Genomic DNA, 18,521 nt, shown 5'->3' with positions numbered 1-18,521 from the left:
TGGGAACCTTTTTTACTTCGTTTTTTCCGCCGATTGATTATCGACGATCAAGAGGGCCATCATGACATACCCGATCCAACTATCCCGAGAGTATAAAATGTAGCGAGGGGACCAAGAAGCGGCATATTTCTGTTTGTATTCGCGTAACCCTTCAAAAGAATAGAAACGAGAACCAAAGGTGTAAACGAGATAGGCGATCCGCTCTTGCAAGAAACTGCTGCGGAAAGTACCAACGTTGGCTAATGGTGCCATGCCTAAATCAAATTGTTGGTAGCCTTGTTCTTTAAAATAGTCGAATAGCTGAATAAACAAGAAATCCATCGTTCCATTCGGCGCTTTTTCAGGATCGTGGCGCATCAAATCAATGGATGCTAGGCCTGTTTGATAGGTGGGCATAAAGGAAGCGAATGCGACGATCTCCTGTTGCTGATTTCGGACGACAGCAATTGGTGCGGTGCTTAGATAGGATTCTGAAAAGAACCCAAGGGAGAACCCTTTTTCTTTCCGTCCATCTAGCCAGTTGTCAGAAATTTCCTTAAGCGTTGCAAATGTTTCGGCTGAAAAGGGTGGGGTGAGCACATCAAAAGTAAAGCCTTCTTTAGTAATCTTATTGTTCAATGCTCGCTGTCCCTTCATTTTCTTTCCTGAGAGGGTGAAGCTAGGTAGATCCACATAAGCTTTCTCACCGAATTTGATAAAGTCATACCCAAATTCATGCAGCAGCATCACCATTTCTTCACTACTTTCATAAAAGACCGGCAGATAATTCCATTGATCCATTTCTGTTAAGAAAGTTTCCAGTGCCTGTGGAAAGTCTGCTTGCTTCCCAGAAGGATCCCCCATGACTAAACATTTGTTATTAAAGGTCGTAAATTGAAAAAAGACCGTCGGCTCGCCAATTTCTGGATACACGTATACTTTCTTGTCTTTTAGATACACCAGATGGCTGTCGCTGTTGCCACCGTAAGTATTTAAAACATGTTTCACTTTATCAGTGGCAGCACTGACGCCTAATTGGTGTTTTGGTCCCATCAAGTACCGGGCAAACAGCAGCATCGCAATGGCGACGAATAAAATCGCAACGAACCCTTGCAGCCATAATTTTTCAGAAGGGAAAAGCAAAAAATCCATCGAATGGTGATGCGTTGGATGTCGATTGATATGAGGCATATTGTAGACCCCGATAATGACATAGAGGATCGTCAACGAACCAATTAACAAACCATCGATCGTCAGCCATTCCCACGAGAAGACGAGTTGTTTACGGAACAACTCGCTTTTTGAAAAAATCATGATTGCTAATAATAATAGAAGAAACAGCATGGTCGAAAAACGGAAGCCAGCAAAAATAGCATAACCGATTGTTGCTGCAATCAACAAAAGCGTCGGCACGTACGCGCGACTGACACGGGCAGATATCCCTCGACCGGCAATTAAAAAGAGGTAACCGAGAAAAATACTCGGGTACTGCATCACAAAATTCAAGCGAATCGGATTGAGGTGGGCTAACCATTTGATTTGATCAAAGGCTTCTGGAATCGTGGCGGAGAGCACCAACATCGTTCCCGTCAAATAAAGCAGCAACACTTCGATCTTGTGGAACACTTCCAACAACAAGCTTTTTGGAATACCAGAAAAGCGCTGGTTGAGGGAGACGCCGACATTTTTTGAGAAAAAAAGCAAACCGATCAAAAAGGGAATGATGTAATAAAACAGGCGGAAAAGCAACAGCCAAGCAATGACACTTTCACGGGGAATCTGCAGTGAGCCCATTCCCATGATCATCATTACATCAAAGGTTCCAAGTTCTCCGGGAATCATCGAAACGATCCCAATCACGGAGGCAGCGATGAAAAGTGGCAACAATTGAAACACATCCACCGAGATGCCCATCAAGAGACCAGTTGTAAAGAAGGCTGCAAAAACACCTAGCCATTCTAATAAGGAAGCGGCGATCAACTGCAGACGATCACGCCGTTGCAGTCCACCTAAGTAAGCATTTTTTTTGGAAAAACTAAGGGCATAGACAACTGGAAAATAAAGACTACCGCCTAAAAGCCAGATCCAATACTGTTGCAGATAATCTGTCGTTGGACCAAATAAGACGAAGGCTAGTGCAGCAAGGGATAAAATCGAAAGACCAGACATCAGGTAAATAAAAATCTTCGAAATTGCTTGGGCAACTTCTTTGCCTTTTTTTCCTTTGCCGTAAAATTCCGAGCGTAATCCGATGCTGATGAAGCCGCCGAAGCCGATTAAGTTGTTCATAGTGTTGATGATCCAGCTGGTTTCCAGCAAATAACGGCGATCAGGTTTGTCCCCTAATAGGCGGTTCAAGACAATGTCATATAAGACCATTGGCAAGACACATAATAACCCAATGACAGCCATTAATGCCACTCGCCAAAGTGCCAGTTGCGCAAACAACTCTTTTAATTGATCAATGGAGATCGTCTTGCTTAATGAAAGCAGTTCGCCCAACACGATCACGGCTACTGCAATCAAGAAGAGTGTTTTAAACAGTGAGCGGTGGTCGCGGAGCCAAGTAAAGATTCTCATAGTTATTCACCGACCTTTTCTAAAAAAGATAATACTTTCGTGTTAAATACCTCTGGATTCTTTCGTGCAAAACTATGTCCTTGTCCTTTGACGACGATAAAATTGGACTGAGGGATACTGTTTGCAATATAAAATGAATGGGAAAGCTTGATCGAATCACGTTTGCCGACCAAAATCAATGTCGGCACACTGAGGTGATTCAAATCGGCTGTAGATAAACCGATTGGACGAAACAACAATCCCAAAATAGGGAGAAAGCCCCGCATTCCTTTTGAGAATGGGGAACAAAGCCAAACGATCAGATATTGCAAGACACTCCCCATTCGAGAAAAGAGTCTAACTCCCCGTGGCTCAGTATTGCCCGAGTTTAAAATCATACAACTAACATACTCAGGGTAAAGATGACAAAAGACCATTGCTAGATTAGCCCCATCACTAAATCCTAATAGGGCGATTTTAGACAAATTTTCTTGCTGAATGATTGCTAAAAGATCCGTTGCCATTTTAAAAAAATCGATCTTTTTCTGTGTGTTAGTGGACTTGCCATGCCCACGGCTATCGATTAAGTACAATTGATGTTTTTGTCGCAATGCGTCGACCTGCTTTGAGAAATAGGCACTGCTACCGCCGTTTCCGTGCAATAAAAAAAGAGGGCATCCTGAACCGGTTTTTTCATAATAGAGGACAGACCCATCCGGTAAGGGTGCGTAACATTTTTCAACTTCCATTTTTTCACCTACTTTCTAAGAGTATACCTTGAAGTCAGTAGCTATCACAAACATATCACTAGATAAAATGAGAAAAAATAACATTCTACTCATTTTTTCTTTAGCAGATATTTAGGAAAAGGCTTTTTTCTTTACAATGTAAATAAAAATAATCGACTAAGTGAATTAATTTGTTTTCAGAAAATTCTTTACAAGCACGGTTTCGTTGACTATAATCGAACTAACTAATTGAGAATGATTTTCATTTATGAGAGGGAGGCTAGCCAATGACCACTATAGCAGATGTTCTGATTATCGGAGGAGGGCCCACGGGGCTCTATGCGAGTTTTTATGCTGGATTACGTGATCTATCGGTCGTATTGTTTGAAGCACAAGCCGAATTAGGCGGGAAGATCAATTTTTATCCTGAAAAAATGGTCTGGGATGTGGGTGCATTGCCGCCAACCAAGGGGAAGAAAGTCAAAGAACACTTGATTGAACAGGCTAAGTTGTTTGATCCAACGATCTATCTGAAAACGAAAATCATCGAATTGACCAAGGAAGACGATCTTTTTTATGCAGTGGATGACCAAGGGAGGACCCATGTTGGACGCACCGTTTTAGTTTGTATTGGCGGCGGTGTCGTTTCTCCGCAAAAATTGCCTTGTTTCATCCATAATAATGTCGACAACTATATCCACTATCAGTTTCCTGACCAGCAAGCGATCCAAGGCAAACATCTTGTGATCTCTGGCGGCGGGGATGCAGCAGTTGATTATGCGATTGAAGCGGCGTCTTATGGGGCAAAAGTTTCGCTTTGTTATCGGGGCGAGAAATTGAAGGCCCATGAAGCACAAGTAAAGAAGATGAAAGCAGAAGGGATTCAAGTGCTGATGAATCACACGATTGACGGGGTGAATCAAGCCGAAACCTTCAATATGGTTCTAAGATTAAAAAACAGTGCTAACCAAGAAACGATCGATTTTTTATGCGATCATTTGTTGATCCAACATGGCTATGACCGGGACAGTGCCTTGTTAGATAAAGTTTCCTTTGATCTCGCACGTCATGAAGATTTTTATTTGAACTGTGAGATTCCAACAAAAACCAGCCATCCCGGTGTGTTTGCAGCTGGTGACATCCATTACTTCAAAGGCAAAGTGAATCTTTTGGCAGGCGCCTTTCAAGATGCTGCGCAAGCAGTTAACCAGATCAAACAGTATTTAGAGCCCGCTAGTGTCCCACAAGCGATGGTTTCTTCCCATAACGAGAAATTTAGTGAAAGAAATCGACAGTTGCTGGTGAACGAGTAGCAGCGATTCTTTGTGAAAGAAAAAAAGCAAAAAACAGGATTCCCTTGGGAGTCCTGTTTTTTTGGTAGCCTCAGAACAGAAATTCGTTTCACTAGAAGTGAATGTTTGCCACTCCTAAAAAATAAAATCTCTCAAATAAATGATGCAATTGATGAAAATTTCAGCTATTATTTTCAAGTTGACTAATTGGAGGGGATGACATGAATCAAACAAGATATGCAGAATTAAAACAAGCAGAAAGAGGCGCTATCTTAAGTATCGTTGCCTACATTTTTGTTTCCATCGCCAAACTAGTTATTGGTCGTTTGGCAAACTCTGAAGGATTATGGGCGGATGGATTAAACAATGCGACGGATATCGTAGCTTCTATCGCTGTTTTGATCGGTTTGCGTTTGGCTCAAAAGCCAGCAGATGAAGACCATAAATATGGTCATTGGAAAGCAGAAAATGTGGCGAGTCTCGTAACATCCTTGATTATGCTGGCGGTCGGTCTGCAGGTTTTATGGTCCTCCATTCAAACGATTCTACTCGGTGAAACGCAAAGTCCCGATATGATTGCGGCAGTCGTCGGTATCATTTCAGCTATTTTGATGTATAGTATGTATTACTACAATAAGCGATTATCCGCTCGCGTAAAAAGCTCCGCTTTGCTAGCAGCTGCTAAAGACAACCGCAGCGATGCGTGGACGAGTATTGGAACGGCGATCGCTATTTTTGCCGCCTCATTTGGTATCGGTTGGTTAGACAGTTTGACTGCGATCGTGGTAGCTCTTTTGATTATCAAAACCGCCGTTGACATTTTTCGCGAGAGTGCCTTTTCACTTTCTGATGGGTTTGATGAATCGTTAGTCGTGGAGTATGAAGCGGCAATCGCTGGTTTTTCTGAAGTGAAATCTGTTAAATCGATTCGAGGAAGAATGTATGGTGCCAATGTTTTTCTCGATGTCGTCGTGACGATGGACAAATCTTTGACGGTTGAAAAGAGTCATAACGTGGCAGATGCTATTGAAGATCTCTTAGCTGATCGTTTTCAGGTGTTTGATACTGACATCCACATTGAGCCAGCTACCGAATAAATTTTCTGGCAAAACCTTGGTAGGACAAGGATGTAAACCACCCGTTTCCTGTTTGTAAACTGAAAAGTTCTTACGGAACCTGCTCATTCATGGCAAACTAGAGGTAACAAAGGAAGAAAGTAGGGAGCCCTATGAATAATAAGCAGGTAGTAGAAAATGAATTAGTTATTTCTTTAGATAAAATGGATGAAACAGAAATGTTGGCAATTTGCCAACAATATATTGCGGCTATCGATGATAGCCAAGTCCTCTTCGCTTTACTGAAAAAAGTTCAAGCCTCTAAAGCAGCAGTAAGCAAATAAAAAAAACCGGCATCTTATGCATTGATGTTCCCCGCAGCGAAAGCGAAGGAGCATTGATCAACAGGAAAAGATGCCGGTTATTTTTCGATTTGTTCAAGTCTTTTTAAAAACTTTTAAAGGACGTTTAATAGTGCGGTTAATCCATAGACGAGCAAAGAGGCTATACCTAAAGGAATAATGCGTCGAAATATAATCTCTTTCAAGCGCTTGCCTGCTTGTCGTTCTTTTTCATAGTTAGAATCATGAGCGTGTGCTTTAAATTGCTGAGGAGAACGAGAAAAGATCAAGCCATTGGTCATCGATAAAACCCATCCAATCAACACCATGAAGAAAGAAACAAAAATGATTGCCAGTAAAAGTAGTTGTAAGAGTTGCATCGTGTTGCTACCTCCTTTTCGTCACCTTTTTTTCACTTCTAGTTTACCATCTTTTGAAACTTTTAGGGACCTTTATTCAACGTGCCCTTTCTTTTTTTGGTTCTTCCCTTATAATAGAGATATTTATAAGCGAGTTTCTGTTTCGCACAGCAACAGAGAGAAGGGATTCTTATGGCAATTACACAAAAAATCATTCAATCACCAGAAGACTTCCAAACGTTGGATCGTTTGATCAAAGAAATCTGGCCAGAAGTGTTTACACCAATCATTGGTTCGGATCAAGTCGCGTATATGCTGGCTCATTATCAATCACCAGCAGCGATTCAAAACGAAGTCCAGCAAGGAGCCGTCTATCTTTTACTAATGGCAGGTGACCAAGCAGTGGGGTATACAGCGTATGAAGAAACGCCGCAGCAGATTTATTTAAGTAAATTGTATCTCGACCTATCCACAAGAGGCAAAGGCTATGCCAGCCAAGTCTTTGATTGGTATGAGGAAATCGCCTCAGGCAAAACGTTGCATTTAAACGTCAACAAACAAAATCAGCAAGCGATCGCTGTTTATGAACATCGTGGCTTTGAACGCGTTTCTGAACGCACCGTTACGATTGGTTCGGGATTTGTTATGGATGATTTTATTTATGAGAAGAAGATTGCTGGAGACGAAGGGGCGTAACAAGGAGAAAACGAATGGAACTCACTGCCAAGAATAAGTCGTTCAGTAAGAAAGAATGGCAACTATTTCAATACGTTTTAAATCAGCAAGCAGAAGTCTGTTCGATGTCTATTCGTGAACTGGCTGATACAACAAAAACTAGCTCAACGACTGTTCTGCGGTTTTGTCGAAAATTTGATTGCGAAGGTTTTTCAGAATTTAAAATCAAATTGAAAAAGACGTTACAGAAACAAGGAAAGACTAATCGATTATTCAAACAAGATAAAAAAGCCCTGCACTATTTTTTTGAACGTATGGATGAATCCTTCTATCGAGAAACATTATTAACGATCGCCAAACGAATAAGTAAAGCAAAACTTTTGATCTTAGCCAGTGATAGGGAATCGACACTTGCTTTGAGCTATGCCCAACAAAAGTTTGCACGTTTAGATAAGATCGTGAGCGTAGAGGAAGAAGCAACATCGATTAAATCCGTTTGGCGAACCTTAAGTAGCGAAACCACGTTGCTAGTCTTTTCTAATAAAGGCGCCGATCCATTCCTTGAATCTTTGATCACTGAATGTAGCCTCGCTGGAATTTCAACCATTTCACTGACAAATCGTTCAACAACGTCAATTGCTAAACTATCTGAGCGAAATTTTGCTTATTATTATTCCGATAATCAAGAAGCTGATTCATTGTCCTCACAAATTCCAGCCATTTATTTGGTGGAACTTTTATTTGATTTAGTTACTGATTGTGAAGGCCGCTGAATAATTAAAACTACCTACGCCTATCAGAGAAGTTCTTCTGATAGGCGTATTCTTTTGGCAATTTTTTCAATTAAATAGATTGCTGGTAGCTGAGAAGTCAGTTCAATGGTTTTCTCTTTTTTTTGACTAGCTTTAAAAATGGTCTCTCTTTCAATGTAATAGGGCACCGTTAAGTCGGATAACTGGCTGATGGTTGAATCTTCCGTATTCGTGATGGCAATTATCTGACAATCTTTTTGATTTAACTTTTGTAAGTATCGAATCATTTCTTGTGTTTCCCCAGAAATCGACAAAACAATGATACCGGTTTTGCACAATATGTCTTCTGGAAACCAGTCGATAGGATAATTTGAGGGATCGTCAACTTTTAATGCCGTTTTTCCCAAGTCAGTAAAATAGAGTGCGCCATATTCCGCAATCGTTTCAGATAAGCCTGATCCAATAAATAGCACGAAGCTTTTGTTCTTAAGAATCTCTGTTGCTCGATTGATTCTCTCAGATAAAAAGGGCTGGTTTACTCGCTTTAAGAAATCAATTGTTTGAGATTCATCACTATCGGATATTTTGGATTTTACGAGAGAATCTAAGTAAAAGCGCAAATTGATCTTAAATTCGGTAAACGTATCACATTCAAATTTCTTGCAAAAGCGACTAATACTAGCAGTACTGGTATGGGTCTCTTTGGCAAGTTCTTTCATCTTCATTTTAGACACTGAAGCCAAGTTTTTTGATACAAATCGGTAAACCTCGTATTCTAGTGCAGTAAGTTCAGGATTGTAGTCAAGAAAAAGCATGATGCACCTCCGTAGCAAAGTGTTTTTTTTGTGGAACAAATGACAAGGGATGAAAACGTTCTCTATTTTGGATTATAACATTATATTGATTTTACTTCATGCTATACTTTCGTTGTTCAATAATGTAAGCGGATGCTTCGCTTAGTAAAAAAGGAATTGTAGGAGGGCGACATGGCGTATAATTTTTCGAAGGACTTTTTCTGGGGTGCAGCAACAAGTGCGACACAATCAGAAGGAACGATTGCTGGAGACAATAAAGGAGAAAACATTTGGGATTATGCATCAAAAAACTATAACCATCGGTTTTTTGAAGGAGTTACAACAGAACATACATCAAAGTTTTATCAGGAAATGGAAGCGGATTTGGATCGAATGGCGGCACTTTCTTTTAATTCTTTTCGGACTTCGATCTCTTGGTCACGTCTTATTCCCGAAGGTACAGGGGAAGTTAATCCAGAAGCTGTTGACTTTTATACCAGAATGCTTGATGGGTTAAATCAAAGAGGCATCAAACCGTTTATCAATCTTTATCACTTTGACATGCCAATGAAATTACAAGAAATCGGCGGATTTGAAAATCGTGAGGTCATCGAAGCGTATCGGGCGTATGCAAAAATTTGTTTTGATCTATTTCATGAGAAAGTTGCGTACTGGTTTACCTTTAATGAGCCGATGATTCCAGCAGAAGCCGGCTATTTGCATGACCGACACTATCCTTATGTAGTTGATTTTAAACGAGCGGCGCAAGTACTTCACCATATCATCCTTGCTCACTGTGAGGCAGTTAAGGTCTTTCGACAAGGAACATATCAAGGAAAAATCGGTATCATTATGGATGTGATTCCAGTTTACCCAAGAAGCCAGCATCCTGCCGACTTAAAAGCAGCGGAAATGGCAGACCTCTTCTATACTCGCTCGCTTAATGAAGCGATTTTAAAGGGTCGTTACCCCCAGGAGTTAAAGGCTATTTTAACGCGCTACGACCAAATGCCACGAGTGGAGGAACAAGATCTTGCTTTGATTGCTGAAACAACGATTGATCTGTTAGGAATCAATTATTACCGTCCACGGCGAGTGAAAGCCAAAGAATCTTTGCCTAATCCCGAGGGAGTTTTCTCGCCAGAATGGTTTTACGATGATTACGAGATGCCCGGCAGAAGGATGAATACTTCAAGGGGGATTGAGATTTATCCTCATGGCTTGTATGATATCGCCAAAAAAATCCAGTTAGAATACGGGAATATTGATTGGTTTGTTTCAGAAAATGGCATCGGGATTCAGGGAGAAGAAACATTTATCGAAGGGGGGCAAGTACAAGACAACTATCGGATTGCTTTTTTAAAAGAGCATTTAATTGAGCTTCACCAAGCAATGACGGAGGGTAGTAACTGTCTGGGGTATCACATGTGGACATTTGTGGACTGTTGGAGTTGGCAAAATGCGTTCAAAAATCGCTATGGCTTTTATCGCTTAGATTTAGAAACAGGAGAAAAAACGGTGAAAAAGTCTGGTCTATGGTTTAAAGAAGTGATTCAAAGAAATGGTTTTTCAAACGAATTTTAGGAGGTTTTTATAATGAAAGTTTTAGACTCGGTTGCAATGAAGTTATTACCGATTGCCAATGCTATTGGACAGCAGCGGCACTTGCAGGCAATTCGAAATGGGTTGATTTCTATTTTGCCGCTCACGATCGTTGGCTCTTTTTTCACCATTATTTTAAATTTGCCGATTCCTGGTTATACCGAATGGGTCGCTCCTTATTTACCGGCACTTGACATTCCTTTTCGATTTACGGTGGGGCTAATGTCTCTCTATGCCTCATTTACGATCGGCTCCAACTTAGGTGCAAGTTACAAACTCGATCGGATAACAAGTGGGTTTTTATCCATGTTAGCGACGATTTTAATGGTCGTTCCAATCAATTTGGCGGAAGGCATCAGCACGACAGGAGATGCCGTACTTGCAGGAAGGTATTTACCCATCGCTTCACTTGGATCACAAGGATTATTCGGTGCGATCATTGCGGCGCTAGTTTCAGTAGAGATTTATCATTTTACAAAAGCAAAAAACTTGGAAATCAAGATGCCAGAAGGCGTACCGCCTGTTGTAGGCGAATCCTTTGCGGCACTCCTACCAACCTTGCTGGTTATCTTAGTCTTTTGGATTCCGCGCCACTTTTTCGGCTTCGATTTAAATGGATTACTGACGATCGCCATCTCTCCTTTAAAAGGGTTCTTAACGGGAAATAATTTGATTGGTGGGATCATCACACAATTTGTTATCTGCGTTTTCTGGGTATTGGGTATTCATGGCCATGCCGTTTTAGGACCCATCATTCGTCCATTTTGGGATCAAGCAATTTTAGAAAATGCGGAATTATTCCAAAATGGGATGTCTGCCTTTGATCTACCAAATCTTTTTACCGAACAATTTTATCAATGGTATGCGCAAATGGGTGGTACTGGATCAACGCTTGCATTGGTTGTTTTGTTTATGTTCTCTCGTTCAAACTATTTAAAACAATTGGGTCGTCTTTCCATTTTACCAGGGATTTTTAATATTAATGAACCGATGATCTTTGGGACGCCAATTGTGATGAATCCACTGTTGGCAATTCCGTTTATTCTTGTGCCAATCGCTAATACTATCTTAGTCTATATCGTTACCGCTTTAGATTGGATGCCTAAGATGATGGTCAAACCACCATTTTCGATTCCCGCACCTCTTGGCGCATTGATTACCTCAAATTGGAATTGGGTTGCTTGTTTGATGGTCTTCGTCTGTTTCTTCGTTTCGTTAGCGATTTATTATCCATTCTTCAAAGCATTTGAGAAACTTCAAGTGGCGCAAGAGCTAGAAACAGTTAAAGAAGGTGAGTAGAATGGTTCTAGTAGTGAGTTGTTTGCTCTTGATTTTTCTGACCCATCTTCTTTTAGAAAAAAATAATGCTAGAATCACGCTGTCTTTTTGGAAACTATTACTTGTTTCCTTACTTTTTTTACTCAGTTTGTTTTTCCTGTTGATCCGCACTCCTTTGGCGCCAGTTTTCATTTTGTTACTTATCATCAATTGTACCGTCATCCAAAATCGATTTATGTATCAGTATCGACCGAAAGGACAACGATAGGACGCTTGATGGTTACTGTAAGAAATGTTATTGCGAAAAGATTATTCTATCTACTGTTTAAAAAACTATTTACGAACCTTGATCCTCTGTGCTATTATCCTTGTATAAACATTATAATGTTATAAACTAAGGAGGCAATTATGAAAGGGTTTGTAGAATTTATTGAACAGAAATTGATGCCGATTGCAAATAAAGTGGGGATGCAACGGCACATGGTAGCGATTCGAAAGGGGATCATCGCTACTTTACCATTAACGATCGTTGGGTCGTTCTTTACGATTTTGCTGAATTTCCCCATTGAATCGGTCGCTGCGGTGATCGAACCGTATCGGGAAGTTTTGGATATTCCATTTCGTTATACAGTAGGATTATTGGCATTATATGCAACGTATGGGATTGCTTCATCGCTAGCCAAAAGCTACAAGCTGGATTCATTGACTGCGGGTATCTTAGCAACGATGTCCTTTCTTGTAACCGCTGCACCACCGTTGCGAGTCTTTGATTCTGTGGAAGGTATCATTGATGCCGGGCGTTATATCAATGTGGCCAACCTAGGTTCCGGCTCTTTGTTTGGTGCGATCGTCACGGCAATCTTGTCCGTTGAAATCTATCGTTTCTTTATCGTAAAAAACATTACCATCAAAATGCCAGATGGCGTGCCACCAGAAGTGACGAATTCATTCATGGCGTTGATTCCCGGTGGAGCGATCCTGATTTTATTCTGGGTGATCCGTCATATGCTTGGTTTTGATATCAATGGCTTTTTAAGTAATTTGTTGATGCCGTTAAAAGACGTGCTAGCGGGTAACAGCTTGTTTGGTGGTTTATTGACTGTCTTCTTGATCTGTTTCTTCTGGGTACTGGGGATTCATGGACCAGCCATCATGGGTCCTGTCATTCGTCCATTTTGGGATATTTCCATTGCTGAAAATATGGAAGCCTTCCAAGCATCTGGCAATGCGCATGAATTGCCTAATATTTTTACAGAACAATTTTTACAATGGTTCGTATGGATCGGTGGAGCCGGTACGACCTTAGCGTTGGTCGTTTTGTTCTTCTTCTCCAAATCAAAATACTTGAAACAATTGGGCCGTTTGTCCATCTTGCCAGGCCTATTCAATATCAATGAACCAGTGATTTTCGGTGCACCGATCGTAATGAACCCAATCTTAGGTATTCCTTTCTTGGTGGCACCGTTGATTACGACAACGATTTCTTACTTCGCTACCATTACCGGTGTTGTACCGATGATGGCTGCCAGACTTGGGTTTGCCATTCCAGCACCAATCGCCGCCTGGATGAGTACGGACTGGAGTATCGCAGCAGCGATTTTAGTGATCGTCAACTTCTTTATCACACTCGCAATCTATTACCCATTCTTTAAAGTCTTTGAGAAACAGCAGATTGCTCGAGAGCAAGAAGAAGAAACAGCCGCTTAAGCAAAACAAAAAAGAGTGAGGTGCAAACATGGGGATTTATGCCATTTGTTTATTTTTTGGTTGTCAAATTTGGTTAACAAAATCAGCACAAGGGAAAAAAATTCAAGAAGTGCCGTTTTGGCGGATGCTTTTGTTCGGGATTCTTGGCGTTGCTGCAGCGATCCTACTGAGCCGTCAGTTTCCGTGGGGACCATTTTTGACGATGACGGCGACGATTGTTTGCAGTTCGCTTTTACTGACACGTTTTACTGCTTTTTATGAAGAAATGAGGATGAGATAAGTTGAAAAGAAAACTAGGAGTATCGGTGTATCCCGATCACAGTGATTTTGAAACAGATAAAGCCTATCTGCAATTAGCCCATGATTATGGCTTTAGCCGCATTTTTATGAGTATGTTGGAAGTGAGTGACGGCAAAGAAAACGTGCAGAAAAAATTTAAAGCGTTGATTGATTTTGCCAAAGGATTAGGCTATGAATCGATTTTAGACGTGGCACCAGCCATCTTTTCTGAACTAGGCATCTCCTATGATGATTTGACCTTTTTCCATGAACTAGGTGCCGATGGAATTCGTTTAGATTTAGGTTTTGACGGCAACAAAGAAGCGATGTTGACCTATAATCCCTTTGGTTTAGCTGTTGAATTGAATATAAGCAATGATGTGGCGTATTTAGACAATATTTTGACCTATCAAGCCAACATTCCTTACTTATACGGCTGCCACAATTTCTATCCGCAAGAAGGGACTGCCTTACCCTATGATTTCTTTGAAAAATGCAGTCGTCGTTTCAAGGAAAAAGGCATTCGAACCGCCGCATTTATCTCTTCTCAAACGGGAACGATCGGACCTTGGGATATCAATGATGGCTTACCGACCTTAGAAATGCACCGAAGAATGCCTGTAGAAACTGCCGCAAAGCATTTGTTTGCCACAGGCTTGATTGATGATGTCATTATCGGCAATGCTTATGCTTCGGAAGCAGAATTGGCGGCACTAGGAGCGATTGATCGCTACCAGACCGCATTTGCTATTGAATTTGTGCCTGAAATCAATGAAGTTGAACGCCAAATCGCCCTGGACGAGCAGCATTACCGTCGAGGCGACATCACCGATCGGATGATCCGTTCCACAGAAGTTCGTAAAAAGTATAAGAACCATGACAATCCTGCTCATGACCACGAAGGAGTCTTTCAACGAGGGGATGTTGTGATCGGCAATGATCGTTTTGGCAAGTACAAAAACGAGCTGCAAGTAGTGCTAGAGCCTCACTCAGACCCACGAAAAAATAAAATCGGTTCGATCGTCGAACAAGAGTTAGTTCTGCTGCCCTTTATCCATCCTTGGTCGAAATTCACTTTCACAGAGAGGAAGGTGTAACGAAATGTTTGATTTGATTATTCGTCAAGCCCGCACGATCGATGAAGAAGTATTTGATATTGGGGTTCAAGACGGCAAAATCACTGCTTTGGCACCCACGTTGAAGGAGCAGGCGAAACAAGAGCTGACCTTAGCAGAAGGGGAGTTCTTGTCAGCTGGTTGGATCGATGACCATGTCCATTGTTTCGAGGAAATGACGCTCTATTATGATTATCCAGACGAGATCGGTGTCAAACAAGGCGTCACGACCGTTATCGATGCGGGGACGACTGGCGCCGAAAATATCCATCGGTTTTATGATTTAGCCAAAGAAGCCAAAACCAATGTCTTTGCTTTAGTCAATATTTCCAAATGGGGGATCGTAGAGCAGGATGAACTTGCGGATCTGTCAAAAGTCAAAAAAGAATTGGTCAAAGAAGCGTTGCAGAAGTTTCCTGACTTTATCGTCGGGATCAAAGCCCGAATGAGTAAAACGGTGATCGGCGAAAATGGCATCACGCCGTTGAAATTAGCCAAAGCGATCCAAGCTGAAAATCAACCGTTGCCTCTGATGGTCCATATTGGTTCAGCACCACCGAATTTAGCAGAGATTCTCGCTGAATTGGAAGCAGGTGATGTGGTGACCCATTGCTTTAACGGCAAAGCCAATGGGATTTTGGATCAGACGAACCAAACCATCAAGCCTTTCGTCTTTGCTGCCTATAAAAAAGGCTTGGTCTTCGATATTGGTCATGGGACAGACAGTTTCAATTTTGATGTGGCGGAGACGGCCTTTGCCAATCAGCTAAAGGCTTCTTCCATTAGTACGGATATCTACATCCGCAATCGTACCAATGGACCTGTTTTTGATTTAGCGACGACTATGGAAAAATTAGCGGTCGTAGGGTATGATTGGCGTGAGATCATCGAGAAGGTGACCAGTGCCCCTGCGAAGCAATTTCATTTACAGAACAAAGGCGAGATCGCATTGGGATATGATGCTGATTTTACGATTTTCCGCTTTGAAGAGGGCGAAAAGGAATTGACGGATTCTAACGGCAATCGCCGAATCACGACACAACAGATCGTGCCGCAAAAAGCGGTGATAGGAGGGGAACTTTTTGACACTGAATATTGAAGAACTAGGCTTGAAAGAAGTCATCAATGCTTCTGGCAAAATGACGATTCTAGGTGTCTCGAAAGTCAGCGAAGGCGTGCTTGCAGCCCAGCGCTATGGCGGGGAGCATTTCTTTGAAATGGCAGATCTAGCAGAAAAAACCGGTGCCTATTTAGCAAAATTGTTGAAAACGGAAGATGCGCAAATCGTTTCTTCCGCTTCGGCGGGAATCGCCCAATCAGTGGCGGCACTCATCGGTCAAGGAGACAGCTATCATTTGTACCACCCATATAGTGAGAAAATCAGCAAGCGGGAGATCATTTTGCCCAAAGGCCACAACGTAGATTATGGCACACCGGTGGAAGTGATGGTGGCGCAAGGGGGCGGAAAAGTCGTGGAAGCAGGCTATGCCAATATGTGCACACCCGAGCACATTGAACAGATGATCACGCCCGAAACAGCGGCAATCCTCTACATAAAGAGTCATCACACCGTTCAAAAAAGTATGCTGACGGTAGCAGAAACTGCCCAAGTTGCCAAGGCACACGATCTTCCATTGATCGTTGATGCGGCTGCTGAGGAAGATTTGTTTGCCTATGCCCAAGCAGGTGCTGATTTAGTGATCTATTCAGGTGCGAAAGCACTGTCAGGACCAAGTGCTGGCTTAGTGATCGGCAAGCAGCCCTATGTCTCTTGGGTGCGCCTGCAATCCAAAGGTATTGGTCGAGCAATGAAAATCGGTAAAGACAATATTCTCGGATTTACCCAAGCCGTGACGGATTATCTAGCGGAGGGAACAGAATCTGGCGCTTCGATGCAAGAGCGCCTACAACCATTTATTGCGGCAATCAATGAAATCACTGGTTTCGAAGCAAAAATCGTTCAAGATAGCGCTGGCAGAGACATTTATCGAGCGAGTGTCAAAGTGAAAGAACCAAGTGCCAAAGCAGTGATCGACGCGCTAAAAGCGGGAGAACCAGCGATTTATACCCGTGAATACCAAGCCAATAACGGCATTATTGAATTTGATATCCGAGCAGTCAATGAACAAGAAATGGCAGTGATCACCGATCGCTTACAAGAAATTATGTTAGGAGCAACCCAAAAATGAAAACTTCACCCAATTATTTCGCTGACCGTATCTGTCTGAATGTGTTAGCAAACTCTATTGAAAATGCGAAAGCTTGTTATGAAGCAGCAGAGGGCAACATCGTCCTAGGTGTTTTATCAAAAAATTATGCTAGCGATGAGGCAGCTATCGCTGACATGAAGAACTATCAAGCGGCAACAAATAATGCCCTTTCTGTAGGGCTTGGTGCTGGCGACCCCAACCAAAGTGAAATGGTCTCCCGAATTTCCGCTGTTCTACAGCCACAGCATGTCAACCAAGTATTCACGGGGGCAGGGACCTCACGAGCTTTGTTAGGACAATCTGAAACGATCGTCAATGCCCTTGTTTCACCAACCGGAAAAGTCGGCTATGTCAATATTGCTACTGGACCATTGAGTTCACAAACTCCAGCTGCAGAAGTCCCCGTCGAAACAGCGATCGCTTTATTAAAAGACATGGGGGCTAGTTCTATCAAGTATTTTCCAATGAAAGGGTTGGCTCATAAAGCAGAGTATCAAGCAGTAGCAGAGGCTTGTGCTGCGAATGATTTTTATTTGGAACCGACCGGCGGCATCGATTTAGAAAACTTTGAAGAAATCTTGCAGATCGCTGTTGATGCAGGAGTAAAAAAAATCATTCCACATATTTACAGCTCGATCATCGATGGCGAAACAGGGGACACACGCCCTGAAGATGTACAGACATTAGCAGAAATGACGAAAAAGGTGTTGGCAGCAGCCAAATAGGGAGGGATCAATGATGCGGATCGGTGCTTACGGTGAGGTAATGATGCGATTGACGCCACCAGAATATCGAACACTGGAACAGACCCACTCTTTGCGGATGGATTTTACAGGAACAGGGGTCAATCTGTTAGGCAATTTGGCGCATTTCGGCTTAACGACGTCGATGCTGACACAAGTGCCAGCCAACCGTTTAGGGGATACGGCGAAAGCCAGCTTGCGTTCCTATGGGATTCAAACAGCATTTGTTGGCAAAAAATACAGCCATATCGGCAGTTATTTCGCCGAGATCGGCTACGGCGCTCGTCCGACTTACGTGACTTATCAAAATCGCCATCATAGTTCCTTTGGTGTTTCAGGTCCAGAAGAATATGCCATCGATGGATTTCTAGAAACAGTCGATCTCATTCATATTTGCGGGATCTCTCTTAGTTTGACTGAGAAAACCTGGCAAACTGCATTGGCTTTGGCGAAACAGGCCCATGTAAAGCAGATTCGCGTCTGCTTTGATTTTAACTTCCGCCCAAGCTTGAATGAAGAATTAAATCGGGAGGTACTAAAACAACGGTATGAAACGATTCTACCTTATTGTGATCTAGTTTTCGGCTCTGTCCGTGACTTGGAGGAGCTGCTGGCATATCCCTTAGAGGAAACAGAAGGCGCCGAGCTTGCGTTGATCCAATCCTTTATTGACCAGTATCAACTAGAATGGTTCTGCGGGACACGCCGTCTATCCGTGGAAGACAAGCAGTTTATCAGTGGAAGAATCATTACGGCGCAGGATGCCTATGAAACGGCACCGCAGCTGCTGCAAGTCTTGGATCGGATCGGGGCAGGGGATGCCTATGCCGCTGGTGTATTATTAGGCTATGCCGAAAAATGGTCGCTCCAACGCACCGCTGATTTTGCAATCACGAATGCTGTATTGGCTCATACGATGCTGGGAGATGTCCCCTTAACCACCAAAGAACAAGTGGAACAAGTCTTACAGGCACCAGGGAAAGACTTGATTCGCTAGAAAAAACACTTGCATCCTTCTCCTAAAAGCGATGGATGATTGCGCAAAAGCAGCCG

Annotated in this window: 18 protein-coding genes; 14 read left to right on the top strand and 4 right to left on the bottom strand. The window is 42.3% G+C overall.

The window, feature by feature from the left end; all coding sequences use genetic code 11:
* Window positions 1-12: 12 nt before the first annotated feature.
* Together mprF and IGJ17_RS10470 are read right to left on the bottom strand one after the other, a co-directional pair.
* A complete protein-coding gene (mprF, locus tag IGJ17_RS10475) occupies window positions 13-2,559 on the bottom strand; it encodes a bifunctional lysylphosphatidylglycerol flippase/synthetase MprF (protein WP_005235200.1) in 2,547 nt (848 codons plus the stop codon).
* 2 nt (window positions 2,560-2,561) lie between these two features.
* Window positions 2,562-3,287 (bottom strand): alpha/beta fold hydrolase, encoded by a 726-nt coding sequence (locus IGJ17_RS10470; RefSeq protein WP_008378615.1) that lies wholly within the window; start codon window positions 3,285-3,287, stop codon window positions 2,562-2,564.
* Between the two features lie 266 nt (window positions 3,288-3,553).
* On the opposite strand from IGJ17_RS10470, the gene IGJ17_RS10465 reads away from it, so the two are divergent.
* The 3 genes from IGJ17_RS10465 (at window position 3,554) to IGJ17_RS10455 (ending at window position 5,957) form a co-directional block, all read left to right on the top strand.
* Window positions 3,554-4,579, top strand: a complete 1,026-nt coding sequence (locus tag IGJ17_RS10465) for an NAD(P)/FAD-dependent oxidoreductase (protein ID WP_086299335.1) — start codon at window positions 3,554-3,556, stop codon at window positions 4,577-4,579.
* A 200-nt stretch (window positions 4,580-4,779) separates the two neighbouring features.
* Complete coding sequence (locus IGJ17_RS10460; RefSeq protein ID WP_086332491.1) at window positions 4,780-5,655, top strand: cation diffusion facilitator family transporter; 876 nt, start codon at window positions 4,780-4,782, stop codon at window positions 5,653-5,655.
* A 131-nt stretch (window positions 5,656-5,786) separates the two neighbouring features.
* Window positions 5,787-5,957 (top strand): hypothetical protein, encoded by a 171-nt coding sequence (locus tag IGJ17_RS10455; RefSeq protein ID WP_429961340.1) that lies wholly within the window; start codon window positions 5,787-5,789, stop codon window positions 5,955-5,957.
* A 113-nt stretch (window positions 5,958-6,070) separates the two neighbouring features.
* Here IGJ17_RS10455 and IGJ17_RS10450 read toward each other — a convergent pair whose 3' ends face one another.
* Complete coding sequence (locus tag IGJ17_RS10450; RefSeq protein WP_275626638.1) at window positions 6,071-6,334, bottom strand: hypothetical protein; 264 nt, start codon at window positions 6,332-6,334, stop codon at window positions 6,071-6,073.
* A gap of 171 nt (window positions 6,335-6,505) precedes the next feature.
* Between IGJ17_RS10450 and IGJ17_RS10445 the strand changes: the two genes are divergently transcribed.
* Window positions 6,506-7,009 carry a GNAT family N-acetyltransferase gene (locus IGJ17_RS10445; RefSeq protein ID WP_429961339.1) on the top strand — a complete coding sequence of 168 codons (504 nt, stop codon included), beginning with the start codon at window positions 6,506-6,508 and terminating at the stop codon, window positions 7,007-7,009.
* A gap of 14 nt (window positions 7,010-7,023) precedes the next feature.
* Entirely contained in the window at window positions 7,024-7,761 is a 738-nt protein-coding gene (locus IGJ17_RS10440; protein WP_429961338.1) for a MurR/RpiR family transcriptional regulator, read from the top strand.
* Window positions 7,762-7,784: 23 nt separating this feature from the next.
* Here the strand turns inward: IGJ17_RS10440 and IGJ17_RS10435 are convergent, their stop codons facing one another.
* Window positions 7,785-8,555, bottom strand: coding sequence for a MurR/RpiR family transcriptional regulator (locus tag IGJ17_RS10435; protein ID WP_086299339.1), 771 nt, complete (start codon window positions 8,553-8,555; stop codon window positions 7,785-7,787).
* Between the two features lie 171 nt (window positions 8,556-8,726).
* Between IGJ17_RS10435 and IGJ17_RS10430 the strand changes: the two genes are divergently transcribed.
* The 9 genes from IGJ17_RS10430 (at window position 8,727) to IGJ17_RS10390 (ending at window position 18,465) form a co-directional block, all read left to right on the top strand.
* The gene (locus IGJ17_RS10430; protein ID WP_429961337.1) at window positions 8,727-10,118 is read left to right on the top strand and encodes a glycoside hydrolase family 1 protein; all 1,392 of its coding nucleotides are present in this window, start codon (window positions 8,727-8,729) and stop codon (window positions 10,116-10,118) included.
* Between the two features lie 12 nt (window positions 10,119-10,130).
* The gene (locus IGJ17_RS10425) at window positions 10,131-11,435 is read left to right on the top strand and encodes a PTS sugar transporter subunit IIC (RefSeq protein ID WP_016620486.1); all 1,305 of its coding nucleotides are present in this window, start codon (window positions 10,131-10,133) and stop codon (window positions 11,433-11,435) included.
* Window positions 11,436-11,822: 387 nt separating this feature from the next.
* Entirely contained in the window at window positions 11,823-13,121 is a 1,299-nt protein-coding gene (locus IGJ17_RS10420; protein WP_005225702.1) for a PTS sugar transporter subunit IIC, read from the top strand.
* 28 nt (window positions 13,122-13,149) lie between these two features.
* The gene (locus IGJ17_RS10415; RefSeq protein ID WP_005235223.1) at window positions 13,150-13,401 is read left to right on the top strand and encodes a hypothetical protein; all 252 of its coding nucleotides are present in this window, start codon (window positions 13,150-13,152) and stop codon (window positions 13,399-13,401) included.
* Between the two features lies 1 nt (window position 13,402).
* Window positions 13,403-14,497 carry a DUF871 domain-containing protein gene (locus IGJ17_RS10410; protein WP_429961336.1) on the top strand — a complete coding sequence of 365 codons (1,095 nt, stop codon included), beginning with the start codon at window positions 13,403-13,405 and terminating at the stop codon, window positions 14,495-14,497.
* Window positions 14,498-14,501: 4 nt separating this feature from the next.
* Window positions 14,502-15,614, top strand: a complete 1,113-nt coding sequence (locus IGJ17_RS10405; protein WP_429961335.1) for an amidohydrolase/deacetylase family metallohydrolase — start codon at window positions 14,502-14,504, stop codon at window positions 15,612-15,614.
* The gene (locus IGJ17_RS10400; protein ID WP_194188319.1) at window positions 15,598-16,704 is read left to right on the top strand and encodes a DgaE family pyridoxal phosphate-dependent ammonia lyase; all 1,107 of its coding nucleotides are present in this window, start codon (window positions 15,598-15,600) and stop codon (window positions 16,702-16,704) included. Before IGJ17_RS10405 ends, IGJ17_RS10400 begins: the two co-directional genes overlap by 17 nt.
* Window positions 16,701-17,450: a 2-dehydro-3-deoxy-phosphogluconate aldolase gene (gene dagF / locus IGJ17_RS10395; protein WP_194188318.1), complete on the top strand. Its 750-nt coding sequence runs from the start codon at window positions 16,701-16,703 to the stop codon at window positions 17,448-17,450. The genes IGJ17_RS10400 and dagF overlap by 4 nt, the downstream gene beginning before the upstream one ends.
* 10 nt (window positions 17,451-17,460) lie before the next feature.
* Window positions 17,461-18,465 carry a sugar kinase gene (locus IGJ17_RS10390; protein WP_429961334.1) on the top strand — a complete coding sequence of 335 codons (1,005 nt, stop codon included), beginning with the start codon at window positions 17,461-17,463 and terminating at the stop codon, window positions 18,463-18,465.
* Window positions 18,466-18,521: the final 56 nt, after the last annotated feature.

The sequence above is a fragment of the Enterococcus sp. DIV1096b genome, assembly GCF_050498765.1.
Lineage (GTDB): Bacteria > Bacillota > Bacilli > Lactobacillales > Enterococcaceae > Enterococcus_D > Enterococcus_D entomosocium.
The sequence above is the reverse complement of the archived record's forward strand: the minus strand, read 5'-3'. Positions and strand labels throughout refer to the sequence as shown.